The sequence below is a fragment of the Xanthomonas phaseoli pv. dieffenbachiae genome (genome assembly GCF_008639345.1).
Lineage (GTDB): Bacteria > Pseudomonadota > Gammaproteobacteria > Xanthomonadales > Xanthomonadaceae > Xanthomonas > Xanthomonas phaseoli.
The window spans coordinates 1,368,080-1,391,178 of sequence record NZ_CP041380.1 but is presented as its reverse complement, the minus strand read 5'-3'; the positions used below and the strand labels follow the sequence as shown (position 1 = coordinate 1,391,178).

The following is a 23,099-nucleotide window of genomic DNA, read 5'->3' as shown; positions in this document are numbered from 1 at the left end:
GCTCGGAATGCTCACCCGTGCGCCACCGGCGATCAGTGGGAATGCCCGCCATGCGTGTGCCCATGCGCATGAGCGTGCCCATGGTGCGCGTCATGGCCCGTGCCTGCCGCCGGTTTGGGCGTGCCGCAAGGTTCAGTGCCGCAGTCACCGCTTTCCACCTGCAAGGTGACGTGCGCGATATCGAAGCGCTCATGCAACAGGGCGCCGAGCGCATCACGCAGACGGTCGCGGTCGGTGGTCTCATTGACCACGATGTGCGCGGTGAGCGCCGGCGTGCTGGAGGCCAGCGCCCAGACATGCAGGTCGTGCACGTCCTCGACCCCAGGGTGGCTGGTCAACGCCTGCTGCACCTGAGCCAGGTCGATCCCCTTGGGCACGCCTTCGAGCAACACGTTGATCGCCTCGCGCAGCAGCACCCAGGTGCGCGGCAAGACCCACAGGCCGATCAGCACGGCCAGCACCGGGTCGATCCACTGCCAGCCGGTCCAGCGGATCAGCAGGGCACCGATGATCACTGCCACCGAGCCGAGCATGTCGCTCCAGACTTCCAGATAGGCGCCCTTGACGTTAAGGCTTTCGCCCCTGCCGGCGTGCAGCAGCTTCATCGCGATCAGATTGATCACCAGGCCGAAGCCTGCGATCAGCAGCATGCCGCTGTACCCGATGTCCTGCGGAGCGCGGAAGCGTTGCGCGGCCTCCCACAGGATGTAGCCGCCCACTGCGAACAACAGCGCGCCATTGGCCAGTGCGCCGAGCGCTTCGAGCCGCACATAACCATAGGTGCGACGCGCGTCGGCCGGGCGACGGCTCAGGCGCACCGCGACCAGCGCGATCATCAGGCCGACGGTGTCGGTGGCCATATGCGCAGCGTCGGACAGCAGCGCCAGGCTGTTGGTCACGAATGCGCCGATGATCTCTGCCAGCAGGAAGGTGGCGGTCAACCCCAGTGCCCACCACAAGGGTGCTTCGTGACGGATTTCGCTGGGTGCGTGGTTGTGGTCGTGTCCCATGGATGTCGTGGTCTGCTGCAGTGCGCGCACCTTAGGCGCACGCGATGGCGGAGACTATTACACCTGCGCGTAATGACATCACATCACGCGAGCCGTGCGGCGGGCCGCACAAGGCGCAGTGGTTGCGCTACTGCAAGGCGATAAGGAATGCAGTCAGGGTCTGGAAGCATGTCAGCACCGTACCGCCACCGCCCTTCCAGCAATTCGCGGCGCGAGCCAGGTGGCTCGCTAGACCTTGGCGACCAGCTTGACCACGCTGGAAAAATCCAGCGCCCCGTTGCCGGCCTGGCTGTTCATTGCATACAGGTTGCGCGCCAGCTCACCGAGCGGAATCGAGACGCCGGCCTGCACTGCCGACTCGGCAACCAGCCCCAGGTCCTTGAGCATCAGGTCGTTGCCGAAGCCGCCGCTATAACCGCGTGAAGCCGGCGCATTGGGCAGCACGCCGGGCCACGGGTTGCACACCTCGGTGGCCCAGCTGCGCCCGGTACTGACCGCCATCATCTGCGACAGCACCGCAGGGTCCAGGCCCTGCGCGACGCCGAGCGCCAGCGCTTCGCCGGTGGCCGCCATGATCACGCCCAGGGCCATGTTGTTGCATAGCTTGGCGACCTGCCCCGCTCCGTTGTCGCCGACGTGGAAGATGTTCTTCCCCATGGCCTGCAGCACCGGGCGCGCGCGCTCCAGCGCATCGGCAGCGCCGCCGACGATAAAGGTCAGCGTGCCGGCTGCAGCACCGGCGGTGCCACCGGAGACCGGGGCGTCCAGCATCGTCAGGCCACGCGCCCTGGCCGCATCGGCCACCTTGCGCGCAGACACCGGTGCGATGGTGCTGCAATCGATAACCAGGGCCCCATCCGGGATCTGCGCCAGGATGCCGGACTCGCCCAGGTACACACCTTCGACATGCCGGCTTGCAGGCAGCATCGAGATCACGACCTCGGCATCGACCAGCGTGTCCTGTGCGGAGCTGGCAGCCTGCGCGCCGGCCGCTGCAGCAGCATCGATGGCAGCCGGCGCGAGATCGAACACCCGCAGCTGATGCCCGGCCTTGATCAGATTGGCAGCCATTGGCCCGCCCATATTGCCCAGGCCGATAAATGCGATCTTGCTCATGGTGTCGGTTTCCAAAGTAGGACCATCTTCAATAAATAGCCGGGATCATCACCGATTACTGGTGCGCGCGGAGCCGCCGCCAGTTCCAGCTGCCACGACACAGGTCAGACATGGCAAGCGCGATGCAATCCGGCGTGGGCCAAACGGACTTCGCAAGGCGCCAGCCACTCACTGCGCACCCAACTCGCCTGCCCCCAAATCGGCGAGCGGATGCGATGCAGGCAACCAGGGCGCAACAAGGAAGGCTTCAGCCCACGGCGCATCGGCTTCCTCCAGCGATGCAGGCTGCCAGTGCGGTTGGCGGTCCTTATCGATCAACAGCGCGCGGATGCCCTCGGCAAAATCGCCGTGTGCGGCCGCATGCAACGCGACCACGTACTCGGTGCGAAAGGTATCGGCAAGCGTCGTGGTGTCCGGGTGGCGATGCAGCTCCCAGGCAAGGCGCGCCGAGCCCGGCGCACCGGCGGCCAAGGTGGCGCGCGCGGCCTGCAGCCAGCTGTCTTCGCCTTGCAGCGCCAGGATTGCAGCGACAACGTCCTCCAGTGATTCGCCGGCCACCAACTGTTCGATCAGCTGTGCATGGACTTGTAGCGGGCCCGGCTCGGTGGGTTGCGCAATGCCATGCAGGAACGCGCTGAGCTGGGTGCGGTCGTTATCGGCATCGCCCGTCCATGCGTGCGCGCTCAGCGCATCCAGCACTGCCGCGTACTGCGCATGCTCCAGGCGCACATCTGCCAATCCCGCGTAAATGGCATCGCTGGCATCCAGCGGCGCGCCAGTCAGCGCCAGAAACAGGCCGGCGCCGTGCGGCACCCGACGCAACAACCAGCTGCCACCCACATCCGGGAACAACCCCACGCTGATCTCCGGCATGGCAAGCCGCGAGCGTTCGGTGACCACGCGATGGCTGGCGCCGGACATCAGGCCGATGCCACCGCCCATCACGATGCCGTGGCCCCAGCACAGCAGCGGCTTGGGATAGGTATGGATGCGGTAGTCGAGCCGGTATTCCTCCTCGAAAAATGCGGCCGCATGCGCATTGGCCTGCGGCGCTGCGCGTCGCGCTGCACGGTCGGGCACTGCATCGCGGTGCGCACACATGCTCTGGTACAGGCCATGCAGATCGCCACCAGCACAGAACGCCTTTTCGCCTGCGCCACGCAACACCACGCACGCGATCTGCGCGTCGTCGGCCCAGGCGCGCAACTGCGCATCCAGCAGCCGCGTCATCTGCAACGACAGGCCATTGAGCGTCTTGGGCGCATTCAAGGTGGCAATGCCGATGCGATGCCCATCGGCGCATGCACGCTGCTCGAACAGCACCGGTGCGTCGTCGGTTGCGCTCACCTCTGCCATCAGCGATTGCTCCACTGCAGTGCGCGCTTTTCCAGGAATGCAGCCACACCTTCGACCTGGTCGGCGTGCTCGAACAGATCCACGAACGCTTCGCGCTCGGCAATCAATGCCGCTGCGTGCGTCCCATGCCGGGTGGACTGCACCAGCCGCTTGCAGGCCGCCACACTGACCGGACTCTGTTTACCGGACCGCTGTGCCCAGGCAACCGCCAGCGCGCGCGACTCGCCCTTGCCAACCACTTCTTCCACCAGACCGATGCGCTGGGCGGTTGCCGCATCTATACGTTCGCCCAACAGGATCATGCGCTTGGCCCAGCCCTCGCCGACCAGGCGCGGCAGGTTCTGGGTGCCGCCTGCACACGGCAGCAAGCCAACGCTGGCTTCGGGCAACGCGAGCTGTGCATGCTGCTCGGCAATGCGCAGATCGCAAGCCAACGCGCACTCCAGCCCGCCGCCCATCGCATAGCCGTTGATTGCGGCGATCGACACGCCGCGAAATGCACTCAAGGCTTCGAATGCTTCGCCGAACCGGCGCGCGGCCTCGCGTGCGTTGGCCTTGTCGCCGTCGGCGAACTGCTTGAGATCGGCACCGGCGCTGAAGAACTTCTCGCCCTCGCCAGTGGTCACCAACGCATAGATGCTGCGATCGGCATCCAGTGCGCGCACCAGGTCACGCAGGGCCGCCAGGCTGTGCACGGTCCAGGTGTTGGCCGGTGGGTTGCTCAAGGTCACGATGGCCACGTGCCCATCGCGCTCGACCTGCAGACCGGTGTGGAGGCGCCCTTCCCAGTCGCTCATCGCAATTCCTCCTCGCCATTGAGCAGGTGGCGCGCCACGATCATGCGCATCACCTCGTTGGTGCCTTCCAGAATGCGGTGCACGCGGCTATCGCGCAGCAAACGCTCGATCGGGTATTCGCGGATATAGCCGTAGCCGCCGTGAATCTGCAAGGCATCGTCGCAGATGGCAAAGCCGGCATCGGTAGCGAAGCGCTTGGCCATCGCACACCATACGGTGGCATCGTGGCTGCCGGCATCGAGCTTGCGCGCGGCGGTGTGCACCATCTGCCGCGCGGCCACCAGCTGCGTGGCCATGTCGGCCAGCTTGAACTGCAGCGCCTGGAAATCGGCCAGTTTCTTGCCGAACTGGCGACGCTCGCCCATGTAGCGACGCGCCGCATCCAGCGCGCCTTGCGCGGCGCCCAACGAACACGCGGCGATATTGATGCGGCCACCATCCAGCGCCTTCATCGCCATCTTGAAGCCTTCGCCTTCCTTGCCCAGCAGGTTGCCGGCCGGAATCCGCACGTTTTCGAAGCTCACACCCCGCGTGGGCTGGCTGTTCCAGCCCATCTTCTCTTCCTTGCGGCCGTAGCTGATGCCCGGCGCATCGGCCGGCACCACGAAGGCGCTGATGCCACGTGCACCGTCTTCGCCGGTACGTGCCATCACCACCAGCACGTCGGTTGCGCCGGCGCCGGAGATGAAGGCCTTGCTGCCGTTGAGCACATAGCTGTCGCCGTCGCGCTGCGCGCCAGATTTCAGCGATGCCGCGTCCGAACCGCTACCCGGCTCGGTCAGGCAGTACGAGCCCAGCTTGGCGCCGCTGGTCATCGCCTCGCCCCACTGCGCGCGCACCGCCTCGGTGCCATAGCTGGCGATCAACCAGGTGGCCATGTTGTGGATGCTGATGAACGCCGAGGTGGACGGATCCACCGTGGCCAGTTCTTCGAACACCACCGCCGCATCGAGCCGACGCATGCCCAGGCCGCCCACGCCTTCATCGGTGTAAAGTCCGCAAAAACCGAGCTCGGCGGCCTTGGCGATGGCTTCGCGCGGGAAGTGACCTTCTGCGTCCCACTGCGCTGCATACGGGGCGAGTTCCTTGTCGGCGAAGTCGCGGGCGGCGGCGCGGAAGGCCTCCTGCTCGTCGTTCAGATCGGCCGCGTTCGGGTGTAGCTGGATGGCTGCATTCATGGCGATCGGCTCACTTGAGAGAGATGGTGGTGTTGACGCCATGGCCCAGCGTCTGGTCATCGAACCAGCGCGCGGTCACGGTCTTGGTCTGGGTGTAGAACATCACCACCTGCTTGCCGTACGGGCCCAGGTCGCCGAGCTTGGAAGCGCGCGAGCCGGTGAAGGAAAACAGCGGCACCGGCACCGGGATCGGCACATTGATGCCGACCTGGCCCACATCGATGTCTTCCTGGAAACGCCGCGCTGCCGCGCCCGATTGGGTGAACAACGCCGTGCCGTTACCGTTGGGATTGGCGTTGACCAGCGCGATGGCCTCGTCCAGCGTGGCCGCTTCCAGGATCACCAGCACCGGTCCGAAGATTTCTTCGTCGTAGATGCGCATGCCCGGCTTGACCCCGGAAAAGATGGTCGGGCCGACGAAGTTGCCCTGCTCGAACCCCGGCACCTGCGGCGCTCGCCCGTCCAGTTCCAGCGTGGCGCCCTGCTCCACGCCGGACGCGATCAAGCCTTCCACCCGCTCGCGCGCAGCGCAGGAAATCAGCGGACCGACCTCGGTGCCCGGGGCGTTGCCGGCGCCGATTTTCAGGCTCTTGGCCTTGCTCACCAACTCCGGAATCCACGCGCGCGCTTCACCGACCAAGACCAGCGTGGATGCGGCCATGCAGCGCTGCCCCGCAGCACCGAATGCGGCACCGACCATCGCATTGAGCGTCTGCTCGCGGTTGGCGTCCGGCAGCACCACGGCGTGGTTTTTGGCGCCCATCATGCATTGCACGCGTTTGCCGGCGAGCGAGGCACGTTGATACACGTGCGTGCCCACCTTGGTGGAACCGACGAACGACAACGCCTTGATGTCGGGGTGATCGCACAGCGCATTGACCACGTCTTCGCCGCCGTGCACAACGTTGAGCACGCCCTTGGGAATGCCGGCCTCCAGCGCAAGCTCCACCAGCCGCATGGTCACCATCGGATCTTGCTCGGAGGGCTTGAGCACGAAGGTGTTGCCAGTGGCAATTGCCATCGGAAACATCCACAGCGGAATCATCGCCGGGAAATTGAACGGGGTGATGCCCGCGCACACGCCCAACGGCTGCAGCAGGCTATAGGTGTCCACGCCGTTGGCGACGTTGTTGGCCAGCTCGCCCAGTTGCAGGTTGCCGATGGCCGCGGCGTGCTCCACCACTTCCAAGCCACGGAACACATCGCCTTCGGCATCGGCCAGGGTCTTGCCCTGCTCGGCGCTCAGCAGCGCAGCCAATTCGGGCATGTTTTCGCGGATCAGCTGCTGGTATTTGAGAAAAATACGCGCGCGGGTACCGATCGGCGTCTTGCGCCAGGTCACGAAGGCGCGGCTGGCCGCTGCCACGGCGGCATCCACTTCGGCGGTGGTGGCGAACGGGACCTGGGCCAGCACCGATTGGTCGGCCGGGTTGACGACGTCCTGCCACTGCGTGCTGGCGGACACCACCAACTCGCCATCGATCAACAGGCAGACGCGGGGGACGGATTGGCGCATTGCAGGGCTCGCTTGTTGAGAAGGACATCGGGCCGTCGCAGGCCATGGCTTCGCATTGTTTGCATCGACGCCCGCCATTCCCAGCCCACAAATGCTTAATCGCGCTAAGCTTGCGACACAATCTTGCGAATCTTGCGAATGCCTCAGTCGCATGCTCAACTCCGCCACCAGCTCGGGCTGCGCCTGCAGCGGTTGCGCCAGCGCCATGGCCTGACCCAGGCCGAGCTGGCGCGCCGGCTCGAACTGTCGCCGAGCTATCTCAACCAGATCGAGCGCAACCAGCGCCCGCTCACCCTGGCCATCCAGCAGCGGCTCAAGACCGCGCTGGGCGACCTGGACGGCCTGCTGGATCTGGACGACCCGGCCGCACTGGTCGAGCCGCTGGACGAATCGCTGCGCAGCCTGGGCCACACGCTGTTGCCGGCCGAGCTGCGCGCACTCACCGGCAACCTGCCGCAGGTAGCGCAGGCACTGCTGGACCTGCACCGCGCCCATCAGCAGCTGCTCGAACGCAACGCTGCGCTGGAGCTGCAGGTCGGGGTCGAGCACGCGGCAATCCCATCGCTATCGCCCGGCGAGCAGGTGCGCGACTACTTCAACCGCGCGCACAACTATCTGCCCGAGCTGGACGAGCGCGCCGAAGCGCTTTACGCCGAACTCGGATTGACCCCGGAAAATCTGCCGCTGCGGCTGCGCCAACGGCTGGCCGATCGTCATGGCCTGCTGGTGCAGGACGCCGCCGACCTGCACCACGACAAACGCAGCATGGATGCGCAGGCGCGCGTGCTGTGGCTGCCGGCGCACTTGCGGCCGGGGCAGCAGGCATTCCAGATGGCCGCGCAGCTGGCGTTGCTGGAATGCGCGCCGCTGCTGGACGCGCGCATTGCCGATGCCGGTTTCGAAGACGCCGAACGCATCGCGCTCTCGCGCATCGGTCTGTCGAACTACTTCGCCGGCGCGTTGGTGATGCCGTACAGCGCGTTCCTGCACAGCGCGCAAACCTCGCGCTACGACATCGAATGGTTGGCCGACCGCTTCGACGTGGGCTTCGAAGCGGTGTGTCACCGGCTCAGCACCTTGCAGCGGCGCGGGGCAGCCGGTTTGCCGATCTTCTTCATGCGGGTGGACCGCGCCGGCAACGTATCCAAGCGCCACTCGGCCACCGATTTCCATTTCTCGCATGTCGGCGGTGCCTGTCCGCTGTGGATCGTGTACGAGGCGTTCAACCAGCCCGACCGCATCCTCACCCAGATTGCGCGCATGCCCGACGGCCGGCGCTATTTCTGGCTGGCCCGCCAGGTCAGCAGCGGCCCGCCCGGGTATGGCCGCCCACGCAAGACGTTTGCCCTGGCAATGGGCTGCGACCTGCGCCACGCCGATCAACTGGTGTATGCGCGCGGCTGGGATCTGAACGCGGTCGACGATGCAGTACCGATCGGCCCGGGCTGCCTGACCTGCGAACGCAGCGACTGCGTGCAGCGCGCCTTCCCTGCGCTGCCACGCCTGCCCGCGCGGGCGCGTTGGCCGGTTGGTGGGAATTGAACCTGGTCATCTGAAGTGGCCGTGCGTCGGCCTGCGATCGCAACGACAGACACACTGCCCCCGGGTCGATTGCATCGGCCCATCTGGAGGCTGCCGCTGTCGGAAAAGCGGCGACACCATCGGGCAATCGGATCAGCCCAAGTCAGCCAAGTATCCGCCCCCATGCCACAGCCTCTGTGCCGCATCACCGCCGCACCTTCGACGGGGACCAAGCAAGCGCGAGTGCCGCAGCGCAGCATTCCAAGGCGAGATAGCTGCCGCAAAATGCTTCATTGGAATGGAATGGCTTGCGCTTCTACCCTGAAGCGGACACATGCAAGACAGGGGGACGCCAGCGCGACGCAGCGCGCTTCCGGCGTCACGCAAAAAAACGACCAACACTGATCACGCAGCACAGCACCACCGACCACACCCGCGCGGATGCGCCAGACCCGCTCCACGCGGCTGGCCGCACCAGCAGCTACCACCGTCTTCGGTCACTTTGTCCTGGGAGGGATCAACCGATGTCTGTTCACCATAACGGCCATCCGGCCAGCCGGCGCCTGCGCCGCACGCCAGTGCGCGCCATCCTGTGCACCACCATCGCTTGCGTATTGGCGACCGCGTTCGGCGCGCACGCACAAGACAGCGCCCCCGCCGCCCCACCCGCAGGCGACGCCAGCCCGGCTGCGGGCAACGGCCAAACGCCGGTGGCGCTGGACAACATCACCGTGATCGGCCAGCGCGCAAGCCTGAATCAGGCGGTGCAGGCCAAGCAGATGTCCGATCACGTCGTGGAAGTGATCTCCGCCGACAACATGGGCCAGATGCCCAACGTCACCGTGGCCGAAGCGCTGGTGCGGCTGCCCGGCGTCAACGGGACCCGCGACCGCGGCAACGAGAGCCTGGCCACCGTACGCGGCCTGGGCCCGCGCATGACCATGGGTACCGTCAACGGGCGCGAAATCGCCTCCTCCGAACCCAATCGCGCCGTGCGTTGGGAGGTCTTCCCCACCGAGATCGTCTCCACCGTCAAGGTCTACAAGACCCAGTCTGCGGATCTGGTCGCCGGCGGTCTTGCCGCCACCGTGGACATCTCCACCATCAGCCCGCTCGATTACACCGGGCCGGGATTCGTCGGCACCGCCGGCCCGGTGTTCTACGACCACGCCAAGGATGTGGACGGCTACAGCCCGTGGGGCAGCCGCTTCGGCGCCAGCTGGGTGCACAAGCTCAACGACAACCTGGCGGTGGCGTTCGGCGCAACCTACCAGAAGCAGAAGAACGCCAGTTCCTCGATCGGCAGCTGGGGCTATACCGATGCCACCACCTCGCGCGACGTGGATGGCGACGGCAGCGTGGACCCGACCCCATGGGGCGCGGCCGACCAGCTCAAGCTGATCGACCAGACCCGCACCGGCGCGATGGGCACCGTGCAGTGGCGCTCGGGCAATTTCGAATTGAAATTCGACGGGCTGTATTCGCGCATCGAAATCGACGAAGACCAGTTGCAGAACTGGTTCAACGGGCTGGCCTTCAGCACCTTCTCCGGCAGCACCAATCCATACACCACGCCGGGCTCGTCCTACACCATCGTCGATGGCGATGTGGTAGCCGGCACGCTGGCCAATTCCAACCTGCAGGTCGACCATGTGGTCAGCCACTACAACGAGGTCAAGACACTCACCGCCGGCGGCTTGAACGCCAAGTGGAGCGGCGATGTGTGGACCCTGGGCAGCGACCTGTCGTTCTCGCAGGCCAAGCGCGACAACACCTGGCAGGCGGTACGTTTCGGCAGCAATCCGGACACCATCTCGTTCGATTTCCGCCGCAGCGTCACCCCCACCATCAGCACCAGCTCGGACACGCCCGAATACGGCATTGCCGGGCAGACCGAGCCGCAGGCCCTGCGCGACAAGATCGCTGCGCTGGCACTCAATGCCAGCCGCGCCGTGGATGCCGGCCCGTTTACCTCGCTGGAGTTCGGCGCACGCGCCGCACGTCGCGAAAAACAGAACCGTCGCTTCCTCAGCAACCAGTCCGGCTACGACCAGCCGATCTCGGCGTATCAGGACCTGATCTACCCGGTCAACATGCCCGACTTGAACGTGCCCACGCTGACCGGCGGCAACATGGCCGAGATCGCACGCATCGGCTTTGGCGGGTTCGATCCGAGCACGCTCGACGAACAACTGCTCGACCATTGGAACGTCAAGGAAGACGTGCGCGAAGCCTTCGCCAAGGCGGTCTTCAGCTCGCAGCTGTTCGGCACCGATGTCACCGGCAATGTCGGCGTGCGCCTGATCAACACCAAGACCACCAGCGAGGGTTTCGATTCGGTCGGCAGCACCATCCAGCCCAGCACCGGCAGCAAGGAATATACCGACGTCCTGCCCAGCGCCACGCTCAATTTCCTGATCGACGACCAGCGCATCCTGCGCTTTGCGGTGGCCAAGGTCATCGCGCGTCCGCCGCTGGACGAGCTGCGCACCGGCCGTCGCCTGGACGACCCCAGCGTGACCGTTGGCCAGCTCACCGGCAGCGGCGGCAATCCGCAGCTGGACCCGTTCAAGGCCACCCAGGTCGATGTTTCCTACGAGTGGTACTTCCATACCGAAGCGCTCGCCGCACTGGCCGTGTATCGCAAGGAAGTGGATTCGAGCATCGGCTACCGTACCGACCGCGAAACGATCAACGGCCTGGATTACCTGGTCAGCGCGCCGTTCAATGGCGGTGGCGGCTACATCAATGGCGTGGAGCTCACCTTCCAGACGCCGTTCTACTTCATCCCGCACATGGAAAACTTCGGCGTCTACTCGAACTATTCGCTGGTGGATTCCAACCTCAAGGAATTCTCGCTGGAAGACAACCCGTTGCCGTTGAGCGGGCTGGCACGCAAGACCGGCACCTTCGACCTGTGGTACAGCACCGGCTCCTTCGAAGCGCGCGTGGGCTACAAGTACCACAGCCCCTACACGGTGGTGTACGGCTGGAATGCCGCACGGCTGGCGCGCCTGCAAAGCGAAGGCACGGTGGATCTGAGCTTGAACTGGCAATACAGCAAGCAGCTCGGCTTCCGTTTCCAGGCCAGCAATCTCACCAACGAGCCGCTGCGCGCCTACACCGACAACAAGCCCAATCGCCTGGCCAATCAGGACGATGGCGGCTACCAGCTGTTCGGTCGTCGTTACCAGCTGGAAGCCACCTACAAGTTCTGAGCATCGCCCGATCGGCTGCACAGGCTGCTGTGCAGCCGATCTGATGGCTGCACACCTGCATGACACCGCAGCCATTGTGCGCAGTCCAGTCTGCACGCCACGATTGGACTGCGCACGGCGGCAGCACGGCCGCCTGCGGCATGCTGTCGCCCGCTCCACGTTGTCTCTGTCGAGGAATTGCATGCGCTCACCCCGCCGTCTCTGGACGCCCGCGCTCCTGGCGCTGGCCATTTCCACCTTCGCACACGCCGCCCCGGCTCCCGCCACGTTGTATCTCGGCGCGGACCTGTCCTACGTCAACGAGATGGAAGAGTGCGGCGTGCAATACCGCGAGAACGGCGTGGTCACCGATCCGTTCGAACTGTTCCACGCACACGGCGCCAATCTGGTGCGCGTGCGCTTGTGGAACGATGCGCGCTGGACCAAGTACAGCGACCTGTCGGACGTGAAGAAAACCATTGCGCGTGCACGCGCGCACGGCATGCAGGTGCTGCTGGATCTGCACTACTCCGACGATTGGGCCGACGGCGAAAAGCAACTGATTCCCAAGGCCTGGGCCAGCATCACCGACACCGACGAGCTGGCACGTACGCTGTATGGCTTCACCTACGACACGCTCAGTGCGCTCGACCGCGCCGGCTTGATGCCCGAGCTCGTGCAAGTGGGCAACGAAAGCAATTCCGACCTGATGGACAGCACGCCCTGGGACAAGAAGCGCCCGATCGATTGGCAGCGCAACGCCAAGCTGTTCAACGCCGGCATCAAGGCGGTGCGCGACATGGGCGCGCGCTCGACGATCAAGCCGCGGGTGATGCTGCATATCGCCCAACCGGAAAATGTGCAGCCGTGGTTCGCCGACGCCACCAAGGCCGGCGTCACCGATTTCGATCTGATCGGCATCAGCTACTACCGCAAGTGGTCCACGCAATCGATGGCCGAACTGGGCAAGACCATCAGGCGTCTGCGCGGCCGTTATGACGCCGATGTCGTGGTGGTGGAAACTGCATACCCGTGGACGCTGGACGCAGGCGACACCTCGCACAACCTGCTCGGCGAAGACTCGCTGATTGCCGGCTACCCGGCCACGCCGCAAGGCCAGGCACGCTACATGGTGGACCTCACCCAACTGGTCATCGATGCCGGCGGGGCGGGCGTGGTGTATTGGGAGCCGGCATGGACCAGCAGCCGTTGCAAAACGCGCTGGGGCACCGGCTCGTCGTGGGAAAACGCCAGCTTCTTCGACTTCAAGCACGGCAACGAGGTGCTGCCGGCGATCGACTTCATGCGCCACCCGTATACCGGCGTGCCTGCCTCAAGTAAGCCCAACGCAAGCCAACATGCTGCCAGTACACCAGATGGTTCCGCAGCAGCCGGCAAAAGGACACAACCATGAGCGGCATCAATCGGCGTGAGTTGCTGCGCGGCATGCTGGCCAGTGGGGTGAGCGCCGCACTGCCGGTGGGCGCAGCCGGCGCACTGGCGTCGGCCGGCGCTACGGCTGCACCGGCTGCGACCAAACACGCCATCTCAGCATCAACGCTGGGCGATGCAGCGCTGGCACCGCGTGAGCGTCTGCTGTTCGACTTCGGTTGGCGCTTCCACCTGGGCCATGCCAGCGATGCTGCGCGCGATTTCGAGTTCGGCACGTTCCAACGCACCTTCGCCAAGGCCGGCAAGGACACCGCCACTGCCGCGCAACTGGCGTTCGACGACAGTGACTGGCAGCAGGTGGATCTCCCCCACGATTGGGCCGTTGGCCTGCCGTTTCGGCAGGAGCCGATCTCGGCCTCCATCACCGAGGAAGACCCGGCTGCTGCGCACGGCTACCAGCCGCTGGGCACGAGCTTTCCGGAGAACAGCGTGGGCTGGTATCGGCGCATATTGCAGATTCCGGCAAGCGATCTGGGCAAGCGCATCGCCCTGGTGTTCGATGGCGTGTTCCGTGAGTGCATCGTGTTCTGCAATGGGCACATCGTCGGCCGCAATGCCAGCGGCTATTGCGGCTTCGAAGTCGACCTCAGCGACGTGCTCGAGTACGGCAAGCCCAACATCATCGCCATCCGCGTGGATGCCACGCTGGGCGAAGGCTGGTTCTACGAAGGCGCCGGCATCTACCGGCATGTGTGGCTGCAGAAGACCGCCCCGCTCCACATCCCGCAAGACGGGGTGTTCGTGCGCAGCACCGTTCAGGATGGCAATGCCACTGCGCAACTCTCCACCGAAGTGCGCAACGACGGCGCCACGCCACGCCAGTGCATTGTGCAGACGCGTATCACCGCACCGGATGGACGCACCGTGGCGCAAGCGGCCAGCGCAGTGGTCACTGTCGCACCCGGACAGCTGCAGGTGGTCGAACAGACCTTGCCGCTCGGGCCGGCCGCGCTTTGGTCGATCGACACGCCCCAGCTCTACAGCCTGACCAGCAGCGTGCACAGCGATGGCACTGCAGTCGATGCGCTGGTCACGCCGTTTGGCGTGCGCAGCATCGCCTTCGACGCACAGCGCGGCTTCCTGTTGAACGGCGCACCGCTCAAGTTGCACGGCACCAACAATCATCAGGATCACGCAGGTGTGGGCACCGCCATCCCGGATGCGCTGCACGAATGGCGCCTGCGCCAGCTCAAGTCGATGGGCTGCAACGCCTACCGCAGCTCGCACAATCCGGCCACCCCGGCATTGCTCGCGCTGTGCGACCGATTGGGCATGTTGGTGATCGAAGAAACCCGCCGCATGTCCACCGATCCTGAGGCCATGGGCGAGCTGGAAACGATGGTACGGCGTGGCCGCAATCATCCCAGCGTCATCCTGTGGTCGCTCGGCAACGAGGAACCGCAGCAAGTGACCGAGCGCGGTGCACGCATCGTGACCCGCATGCAACAACGCGTGCGCCAGCTCGATCCCACCCGCCCCACCACCTTCGCCATGGACAAAGGTTTCGGTGACGGCGTGGGCCAGGTGGTGGATGTGGTCGGCTTCAACTACCGCACCAGCCAGATGGATGGCTTCCATGCGCAATACCCCCACATCCCGATCTACGGCAGCGAAACCGGCAGCACCGTGTCGGTGCGCGGCAACTATCAGCGCGACGAGCAACGCGGCTATACCCGCGCCTACGACCTGGACCATCCCTGGTGGGCCAGCACCGCCGAAGCCTGGTGGAGCTATGTCGCGCAACGCCCGTATATCGCCGGCGGCTTCATCTGGACCGGCTTCGACTATCGCGGCGAGCCCACGCCCTACAACCGCTGGCCGAATGTGGCTTCGCAATTCGGCGTGCTCGATAGCTGCGGCTTTCCGAAAGACAATTACTGGTACTACCGCGCGCAATGGACCAGCGAACCGGTCCTGCATCTGTTCCCGCACTGGAACTGGGACGGCGTGCTGCAGCCCGACGACAACGGCCACATCGCGGTCTGGTGCCATAGCAATCTCGAGGCGGTGGAACTGCTGGTCAATGGTGTCAGCCAGGGCCTGCAGCAGGTGCCGGCCTACGGCCATGTCGAATGGCGCGTGGCCTATGCGCCCGGCATGATCGAAGCGCGCGGCTATCGCGGCGGCAAACTGCTCCTCAGCGAGCGCCGCGAAACCACGGGCACGCCGGCGGCGATTCGCTTGAGCTGCGACCGCAACGCGCTACGTGCCGATGCCGAAGATGTGGCCGTGGTGAAGGTGGAAATCCTCGATGCGCAAGGCCGCCTGGTACCGACTGCCGACAACCTGGTGCAATTTACGCTGCGCGGACCCGCGCAACTGATTGGTGTCGGCAATGGCGATCCCAGCAGCCACGAAGACGACAAGGCGCCGCGGCGCAAGGCGTTCAACGGCTTGTGTGCGGCGCTGCTGCAAACCACGCGCAGCAGTGGCGACATCGTGCTGCAGGCAACTGCGCCTGGGCTGACCGCATCCACGTTGCGCCTGCCTGCCGAGCCCATGCGAGCGCGCGCGTCGGTGACTTGAAGCCCAATCGCCGCGTACGGCAACCGAACGTGCTGCGTGACCGGGGCCAGTAGTGGCCTCGGCAGCGTAGCGGCGCCATACGCGCGTCGAGGGCCGTCCATCGGTAGGTTTGCTGGCGGCGACGATCGAGCAGGTGATCCCGGGCTAGAAAGATCGCATGCGGGCTTTGGCCACGGCGCGCACATCGTCGGCAGCCCTGACAGGTCGGCCCCCTACGTCCGCGTCACATCGGCAGCCTCAGGTCTGCGCACTTCCGGCAGCCGGGTCGCGCGGAAAATAGCGGTTGAACTTGTCTTCCCACGCGCGGAACTGCTCCAGTGTCTGGGCATCCATCGGGCGCGGGTCGTCGGCCAGCGCTTTGTTCTGCGCCACATAGGCGATGCGCTGGGACGACAACTCATCCCACGCCTTTCTAAGCGTCACCGGATCCGGATGCGAGACCAGCATCGCCTCCAGCAGCGTGGACTGGGTCACGCGCGCGGCCAGCAGATCGCTGAGCGCCTCGGTCACCGCCTGCATCCACTCGTGTTGTTTCTGTTCCATATCCAACCAGGTCGCCTGCGTCATGCGCCGCGCACCATAGCGCCTCATCTGGAACGACGGCGTGCAAGCCAGGTTGACGATTCAGGTTCGCCACATGGTGCGACTGCGGCCAGCGCCCTCTCCATCGCGTCGCTTGACGTGTTCGACGCGCGAAACTGTCGCCACCCAGCGATACCCTCCCACGCGGCGCACGGCCGCGCGGGAGTGCACGCTCTCATCGCAAGCGTGAGAACGCACCGATCCCTGCAATCGCCAGCCGCTCGGCGGGCACCGCCGTCTCCGCGAACGACAGCCGCAGATAGCGGATCTGGCGGACCTCGGGGAAATTCAGCCTCTGGGTCGAGAGCGCATAGGCGATGTTGGAGAGCTCGCCGGCGCCGGCCGGCTGCCAGTGCTGGCCATCTTCGCTGGTTTCGGCGCGATAGCCCTTCGGCGGCGCCGCACCGGTCATCACTGCGCGCGAGGGCGTGAGGCTGAACCCGGCAACCTGACGCGACGCGCCGAGGTCGATGGTCGCCTGCACGGGATGGCCCGGCGTCGGTGCGGGCGTGATCCAGATCGTGCTGGCATCGTCGTCGAGCAACTTCTCCGCCCCTGGCGCGCTCGCCTCGACGATGCGCCAGCCGGCGGTGGACAGCACGTCCGGCGCATTCGCCACCGGGCGCGCGACCGGCACAGGCGCAACGGCGCGGAACAGGGCGAATTCGCTGATCGCCGGGCAGACCGGTGCCTCGAGCACGACCAGGCGCACCCGGCGTGCGGCGATCGGGCGCTCCAGGCGCACGATCCGCTGTGCACCGATGCACTGCGCCTCGGCCAACCGCCGCCATTGCCCATCGAACTCGGCTTCGACCGCGAAGCGGGTAACGCGCACGCCCAGCGGCAGGTATTCGCGCAACCGGATCAGGTCGAAGCTGTGCGCCGTCGACAGTTCCAGCGTCAGCGTCGGCGTGGTGATCTCATCCGGCGTAGACCAGTAGCTGTCCGGCTGGCGATCGAGCACGCGCGCCGGCTCGAACCCGACACCGCGCGACGCACTGGCACTGGCCTTGGCGCCCTTGGCCAGGTCGATGGCGAAACTGGCGCGTATCGCATCGCCGAAACTCTGCAGCACCGCCACGTCGTGGTCGGGGATGCGGCCGCGTCGGTCGGGCGGCAGATTGAGGTTCATGTTGGTACCGCGCGCCACCGAGGTGTCGAAGTAGCGCACCAGATTCTCCGGGCTGCGCACCTTGCCGTCTTCGTCAGCGTGATAGAACCAGCCCGGACGGATCGACGTATTGGTTTCGGCCGGCCACCACAGCGCTCCCCCGCGCACGCCGGAATTGCCGTTTTCCTGGGTGTACGGCGCATTGGGCATGGTCGGCCAGGACGGATCGCCAGCGATGCCGTCTTCGTTGCCGCCCCACCGGATATCGGCGCCGAGCGGATCGAAGGTACATGCCATCGGCTGATGCCGATGCACCAGCTCGATCATCCGCGGCCAGTTGTAGTACGCAGGCGCATCGATCTTGCGCGATTCGCGCGCGCCACCGTAATAGCCGTCGCCGCCATTGGCGCCGTCGAACCAGAACTCGAACAGGTCGCCGTAGCCCGTGCAGAGTTCGACGATCTGTTTGCGGAAATAGTCCAGATAGCCGGGGCGGCCATATTCGGCGTGGTTGCGATCCCAGGGGGAGAGATAGATGCCGAAGGCCAGGCCCGCGCGTCGGCATGCCGCGGCCATCTCGCCGACGATGTCACCCTTGCCGTTTTTGTAGGGCGAATTGCGGATGCAATGCTCGGTCAGGCGTGTCGGCCACAGGCAGAATCCATCGTGGTGCTTGGCGGTGAAAATCAGCCCTTTCAGATTGCCGGCCTTGGCAGCGGCGACGATCTGATCGGCTGAAAAATCGCTGGGATCGAATTTGCGCGGATCCTCGTCGCCGTAGCCCCATTCCTTGTCGGTGAAGGTATTCATCGCAAAATGCACGAAGGCGTATTGCTCCCACCGATGCCAACGCAGCTGTCGCGGGCTGGGCACCGCACCCCACGGCGCCGGTCCGCTGGCGCGCGGCGCCGGCGCGATGCCCGCTGCCGACGCGCCGAAACTGGCGGCAGCGGCCACCACACCCGTGGCAAGAAAGGTACGACGATCGATCATTGGCGACTTCCGACTTTGCACAAGTTTCGATCTTAGCTTTTCCAATGGCGAAGAGTCCTGCCCCGCAGCAACGGATGGTGATGCAAGCACCGCACACGCACTGGCGCCGTCCCGGCTGGCGTCGAAGAACGTGGAAGCATGCGACAAGCGTTCATGGTCGACGGCGAATGGTTCGCCGCACGGCGCCTTGCCGGCTTTCGCGTCAGATCGCGGAAGCGCGCCGCATCGGCTCCAGTTCCAGCAAAGAACCCTGAGCGGTGATGCTGAATTTCCATCGTTCGGGCCAACCGGCAGTCATTCGGAGACTTCGCCGCGCCGCGTCTGGTGCTGACATGTAGCAGGACAACAAGACACGCGATGGCGCGCCTATCGCAAATCTACCCGGGCACAGTGCCCGCGAGACGTGGCTTTGCATGCCTTGGGTGTTCCGGCATGCGCTCATCCGTCGGTCGTTCCACCGCGGCGACAGCCCTGCTCTGTGTAAGGACGACGATCCAGGAAGACGGTTCGTATCAGGCGTTCGGCGAGACAAGTGGAACCGGATGCGACATCAGCATCGGCTTCAGCAGCGCGCCTGGCGCAGCGCGGCCAGCCGATCGCCCGGCGCGTCGACGGCGGCACGCCATTCCTGATTGCAGTCCTCCATGCGCGGCTGTCGCACGGGTAGCTTGCAGGCAGCAGACCCGACAACTGCAACGGAATGGGCAGCAGAGGTCAGCAATGACGGCACAGAAAGCAGCCTCTGCCATGGTTTGACGTCCTCATGCAGCGCTTTCCGGCGCTGGGGTCTGAACGGCGACGTTCACAACTCGGGCCTAAATCCGAGCGGTACTGCGGGCGGTCAAGTTTGCCGATTTCCTATCGTTATCCCGATGCTGCCCCACCTTCATGCGTTCTTCACGCGGCTGACCGGACGGCGCCCATCCACTTCGATTCCGGGATTGCCGCATGACCGCCCTACTTCAACGTTATTCCGTCGGTCGCCGCCTTCGGCCTGCTGATCGTGCTTTCCGGCTTGCTGGTCGCGACCGGGCTGAGCTCGATGGCCAGCGCCAGGAAGCAGCTGGATTTCATCGTGCTGGATCGTATGGCCAAGATCCAGATGGGCAACGGGATGCTGGACGCCAACTCGTCGATCATGATCGCCTTGAGCACCTACGCCATGGCCACCAGCGAAGCGCTCAACACGCAGGCGTTGGAAGCGATCAAGGCGCAACGCCAGCGCTACAAGGAACTGCGCGAAAAGCTCGATACGCTGCCCACCTCGGAAGAAGGCCGCAAGATTCGCAAGGAAATGGATGCGCAGCGCCTGGTTTCCGGCAAGATCAATGATGAGGTCATGGCACTGGCGGCCAAAGATGAAAACGCAGCCGCGCAGGCACTGCTCAACGAGGCGGGGCGTCAGGCCAACGCCGCATGGCAGGACAAGATCCGCCAGCTGGTCAGCCGGCAGGAAGAGCAGAGCCAGCAAGCTTACGCCGACGCTGTGCAGTCGCTGACCCGCGCCAAGTGGCTGTTGTTTATCGGCGGCGTGGCCGTGGTCACCATCAGCGCCCTGCTTGCCTGGCTGATCACCCGCAGCCTCACCCACCCGCTCGCCCGCGCCACCAAGGCCGCCGAAGCCATTGCCAAGGGCCAACTGGACAACCAGGTGCAGTCCGACGCGCAAGATGAAACCGGTCGCCTGCTACGTGCCATGAGCGGCATGCAGACGCAGTTGCAGTCGTTGCTGCACGCGCAGACCGACATGGCCAAGCGCCATGATCAAGGACAGACCAGCTTCCGAATCGACGCCGATGCGTTTCCCGGCGAGTACGGCCGCATGGCACAGGACACCAACGCGCTGGTCGCCTCGCATCTTGAGGTGCAGACCACGCTCGCCCGCATCATGGGGCGCTATGCCATTGGCGATCTGAGCGTGAGCATGGACGCATTGCCCGGCGAAAAAGCCGTGCTTACGCAGACCATGAACGAGGTCAAGGCCAACCTGTCGGCGATGAACGCGGAAATCAAGCAACTTGCGCAGTCCGCCGCCAATGGCGACTTCAGCGCGCGTGGCGATGCCGGCCGCTTCCAGTACGACTTCCACATCATGGTCGACAGCCTCAACCAGTTGATGTCCACCGCAGACGGCAACCTGCAATCGCTGTCCTCGCTGCTGCGATCCATCGCTGCAGGCGACCTGACCGCACGCATGAGCGGCGATTTCAGGGGCGTGTTCGCGCAGATGCGCGACGATGCCAATGCCACCGCCACGCAGCTGGCCGAAATCGTCGGGCGCATCCAGCACTCGGCGGTGTCGATCAACGCGGCCGCCAGCGAAATCGCCGCCGGCAATCAGGACCTGTCGCAGCGCACCGAACAGCAGGCTGCCAATCTGGAAGAAACCGCAGCGTCGATGGAAGAACTCACTTCCACCGTGCGCCAGAATGCCGAGCACGCCCGCCAAGCCAATCAACTGGCGATCGGCGCTGCCAGCGTCGCCTCGCAAGGTGGCGACGTCGTCAGCAAGGTCGTCGGCACCATGAGCGGTATCGAGGCCTCGTCCAAGAAGATCGCCGACATCATCAGCGTCATCGACGGCATCTCGTTCCAGACCAACATCCTGGCACTCAACGCCGCGGTGGAAGCGGCGCGCGCCGGCGAACAGGGCCGCGGCTTTGCCGTTGTCGCCTCCGAGGTGCGCACACTGGCGCAGCGCTCCACCGCGGCCGCCAAGGAGATCAAGAGCCTGATCGACGATTCGGTACAGCGGGTGGCAGAAGGTTCCACCCTGGTGCACACCGCCGGCACCACCATGGCGGAAATCGTTGCCAGCGTGCAGCGCGTCACCGACATCATGGGCGAGATCTCCGCGGCCTCGCAGGAACAGTCGGCGGGCATCGAACAGGTCAACCTCACCGTCACCCAGATGGACGAAACCACCCAGCAAAACGCCGCGCTGGTGGAAGAAGCCACTGCTGCCGCACGTTCGATGGAAGAACAGGCCGGCGAACTCACCCAGGCGGTGTCGATCTTCAAGATACAAGCCGAGCGGCCGGCCGCCATCCGCCCAGCTGCGCCCGCCGTGCTGCAGCCCAAAAGCAAGCCAGCGGCCCCGCCCAAGCGCGAGCTCGCCATGGCCGCGGTCAAGCGTCCGGCCAGGCAGGCGGCAGTGGCAAGCGTCTCAAGCAACAGTGCCGACTGGCAGGAGTTCTGAGCCGGCAGATATTCCAACCACAACTGCCCTGACGATCGCGCAATCGTCGGTTGGGCGTGGCGAGTGCCGGGGATGAGATAGACCACTCACTCCCGCACCACGGTTTTGCGCACCTTCCCCGTCCGTCCGATCGCCATTCGGGGAATGTGCTCACCGCTTCGATAACAAATGGTTAGACCATGAGGCCGGCTAAGCAAGTCGCCGGCCTTGCATGTCGCCAGTAAGGCCGGCCCGGAATGTACGCCCAAGATGTGCCAGGCGGCGCATCTGCAAATCGAGACGGGGTCGACATGGCCCGCCCTCGCCACGAGGAAACGGACATCGAACACGTCACGGTTTATCCGATATCAGACCTCTGATGCGTGCAATAGGCGCACCCGCGCTGACGAACGCGCGTTCGCTGGTCTATCGCTCGTCCTGCGCAATAGACGCCAATAACTGCGCCATCCGCGCAAGCCCCAGCTCCAATTCCGGCAGCGACACCCCACCGGCTCCAAGACGCATATGCTGCGGGCAGGCATACGCACCACCGGACATCACGAACGTGTTGTATGGCGGCGCCAGCAGTTGCCTGCTGAAATCATCGGCACCGATCGGCAAATGCAAGCGTGCAAGTCCCAGCAGCCCGGCTTGCGGCGACGTCCATGTCAACGCGGGCTGCCCGGAGACAAAACGATCCAGCAACGCGATTCGTTCTTGCCCGACAGCACGCGAGTGCGCCACCGCCGGCCCGAAGTATTCCGGTCGTAGCGCAATTTCGGCGATGCGCTCCCCCAGCACGTTCATGATCTCGCTGGTGTTCTCGCGCAACACCATCGCCGCGTTCAGCAGCGCGCGGTCGCGCGTCACCATCCACCCGGTACGCAAGCCCTGCAAACCAAGCAGTTTGGAGACGCTACCGGTACTGATGCCGCGCGCGTACAGCGTTGCGATACGCGGAGTGTCCTGCCCGGTCCACTCCAGTCCACGATAGACCTCGTCGGACACAATGTACGCACCGACCCGGTCTGCGGCGGCGATGATGCGTTGCACCGTCTGCGCATCTTCCACCCGCCCGGTGGGATTGTTCGGGTTGCACAGGAAGATGAGTTTGGTCTTCGGACTCACCAGCGATTCGAGCTGCGCGATGTCCAGCGCCCAGCCAGATGCTTCCGTCCGCTGCACACGCTTGGCGACCGCGCCGATCTGCTCGGCAAGGACGAGTGGCTGCTGCCAGCCCGGTGCGTCGATGACGAACTCATCGCCCGCACGCAACAGCTGCGTCAGCACAAGGTAATTGGCCTCCTGCGCACCGGCGGTGATCAGCACATCGTCCACATCGCAGCTCGGACGATAGCCGTACTGCTCAAGCACCCGCTCGCGCAAGCTGGGCAAGCCCTGATAGTCCTCGCCTGTCCAGTCCAGCGACGACGCTGGATCCAGTTGCGACAGGAACGGCTGCAACGGCGGCGAGGGCGACAACGAGTAGGTCACGCAGGCCTCGGGCTTGGCACGATGCGCGATGAGCCACTGCTCCCAGAAACTGTTCGACGGTACAGGCATGCG

13 protein-coding genes and 1 pseudogene are annotated in these 23,099 nt (G+C 65.1%); 5 read left to right on the top strand and 9 right to left on the bottom strand.

Going from position 1 to position 23,099, the window contains the following annotated elements; translation table 11 throughout:
* Positions 1-32 precede the first annotated feature (32 nt).
* From FLG15_RS06400 to FLG15_RS06375, 6 genes are all read right to left on the bottom strand, one after another.
* A complete protein-coding gene (locus FLG15_RS06400; RefSeq protein WP_150145710.1) occupies positions 33-1,010 on the bottom strand; it encodes a cation diffusion facilitator family transporter in 978 nt (325 codons plus the stop codon).
* 228 nt (positions 1,011-1,238) lie between these two features.
* Positions 1,239-2,141: a 3-hydroxyisobutyrate dehydrogenase gene (gene mmsB / locus FLG15_RS06395; RefSeq protein WP_017155592.1), complete on the bottom strand. Its 903-nt coding sequence runs from the start codon at positions 2,139-2,141 to the stop codon at positions 1,239-1,241.
* A 153-nt stretch (positions 2,142-2,294) separates the two neighbouring features.
* Complete coding sequence (locus FLG15_RS06390; protein WP_057677999.1) at positions 2,295-3,482, bottom strand: enoyl-CoA hydratase/isomerase family protein; 1,188 nt, start codon at positions 3,480-3,482, stop codon at positions 2,295-2,297.
* Positions 3,482-4,279, bottom strand: a complete 798-nt coding sequence (locus tag FLG15_RS06385) for an enoyl-CoA hydratase (protein ID WP_150145708.1) — start codon at positions 4,277-4,279, stop codon at positions 3,482-3,484. Before FLG15_RS06385 ends, FLG15_RS06390 begins: the two co-directional genes overlap by 1 nt.
* Complete coding sequence (locus tag FLG15_RS06380; protein ID WP_057677974.1) at positions 4,276-5,457, bottom strand: acyl-CoA dehydrogenase family protein; 1,182 nt, start codon at positions 5,455-5,457, stop codon at positions 4,276-4,278. The genes FLG15_RS06385 and FLG15_RS06380 overlap by 4 nt, the downstream gene beginning before the upstream one ends.
* A gap of 10 nt (positions 5,458-5,467) precedes the next feature.
* Positions 5,468-6,973 carry a CoA-acylating methylmalonate-semialdehyde dehydrogenase gene (locus tag FLG15_RS06375; protein WP_057677973.1) on the bottom strand — a complete coding sequence of 502 codons (1,506 nt, stop codon included), beginning with the start codon at positions 6,971-6,973 and terminating at the stop codon, positions 5,468-5,470.
* Between the two features lie 138 nt (positions 6,974-7,111).
* On the opposite strand from FLG15_RS06375, the gene FLG15_RS06370 reads away from it, so the two are divergent.
* The 4 genes from FLG15_RS06370 to galA all read left to right on the top strand — a co-directional run bounded on the left by FLG15_RS06370 (position 7,112) and on the right by galA (position 15,669).
* Positions 7,112-8,515 carry a helix-turn-helix domain-containing protein gene (locus FLG15_RS06370; RefSeq protein ID WP_039568309.1) on the top strand — a complete coding sequence of 468 codons (1,404 nt, stop codon included), beginning with the start codon at positions 7,112-7,114 and terminating at the stop codon, positions 8,513-8,515.
* A 503-nt stretch (positions 8,516-9,018) separates the two neighbouring features.
* Positions 9,019-11,712, top strand: coding sequence for a TonB-dependent receptor (locus FLG15_RS06365; protein WP_057677972.1), 2,694 nt, complete (start codon positions 9,019-9,021; stop codon positions 11,710-11,712).
* Between the two features lie 181 nt (positions 11,713-11,893).
* Entirely contained in the window at positions 11,894-13,105 is a 1,212-nt protein-coding gene (locus tag FLG15_RS06360) for a glycoside hydrolase family 53 protein (RefSeq protein WP_150145706.1), read from the top strand.
* The gene (gene galA, locus FLG15_RS06355) at positions 13,102-15,669 is read left to right on the top strand and encodes a beta-galactosidase GalA (RefSeq protein WP_150145704.1); all 2,568 of its coding nucleotides are present in this window, start codon (positions 13,102-13,104) and stop codon (positions 15,667-15,669) included. Before FLG15_RS06360 ends, galA begins: the two co-directional genes overlap by 4 nt.
* Before the next feature lie 237 nt (positions 15,670-15,906).
* Here galA and FLG15_RS06350 read toward each other — a convergent pair whose 3' ends face one another.
* Entirely contained in the window at positions 15,907-16,260 is a 354-nt protein-coding gene (locus FLG15_RS06350) for a hypothetical protein (protein ID WP_150145702.1), read from the bottom strand.
* A 166-nt stretch (positions 16,261-16,426) separates the two neighbouring features.
* On the bottom strand, positions 16,427-18,355 hold the full coding sequence (locus FLG15_RS06345; protein WP_057677969.1) for an alpha-L-fucosidase: 1,929 nt from the start codon (positions 18,353-18,355) through the stop codon (positions 16,427-16,429).
* A 948-nt stretch (positions 18,356-19,303) separates the two neighbouring features.
* Here FLG15_RS06345 and FLG15_RS06340 point away from each other — a divergent pair.
* Positions 19,304-21,554: pseudogene (locus FLG15_RS06340) on the top strand (methyl-accepting chemotaxis protein).
* 405 nt (positions 21,555-21,959) lie between these two features.
* Here FLG15_RS06340 and FLG15_RS06335 read toward each other — a convergent pair.
* Entirely contained in the window at positions 21,960-23,096 is a 1,137-nt protein-coding gene (locus FLG15_RS06335; RefSeq protein ID WP_057678384.1) for an aminotransferase class I/II-fold pyridoxal phosphate-dependent enzyme, read from the bottom strand.
* Between the last annotated feature and the right edge of the window lie 3 nt (positions 23,097-23,099).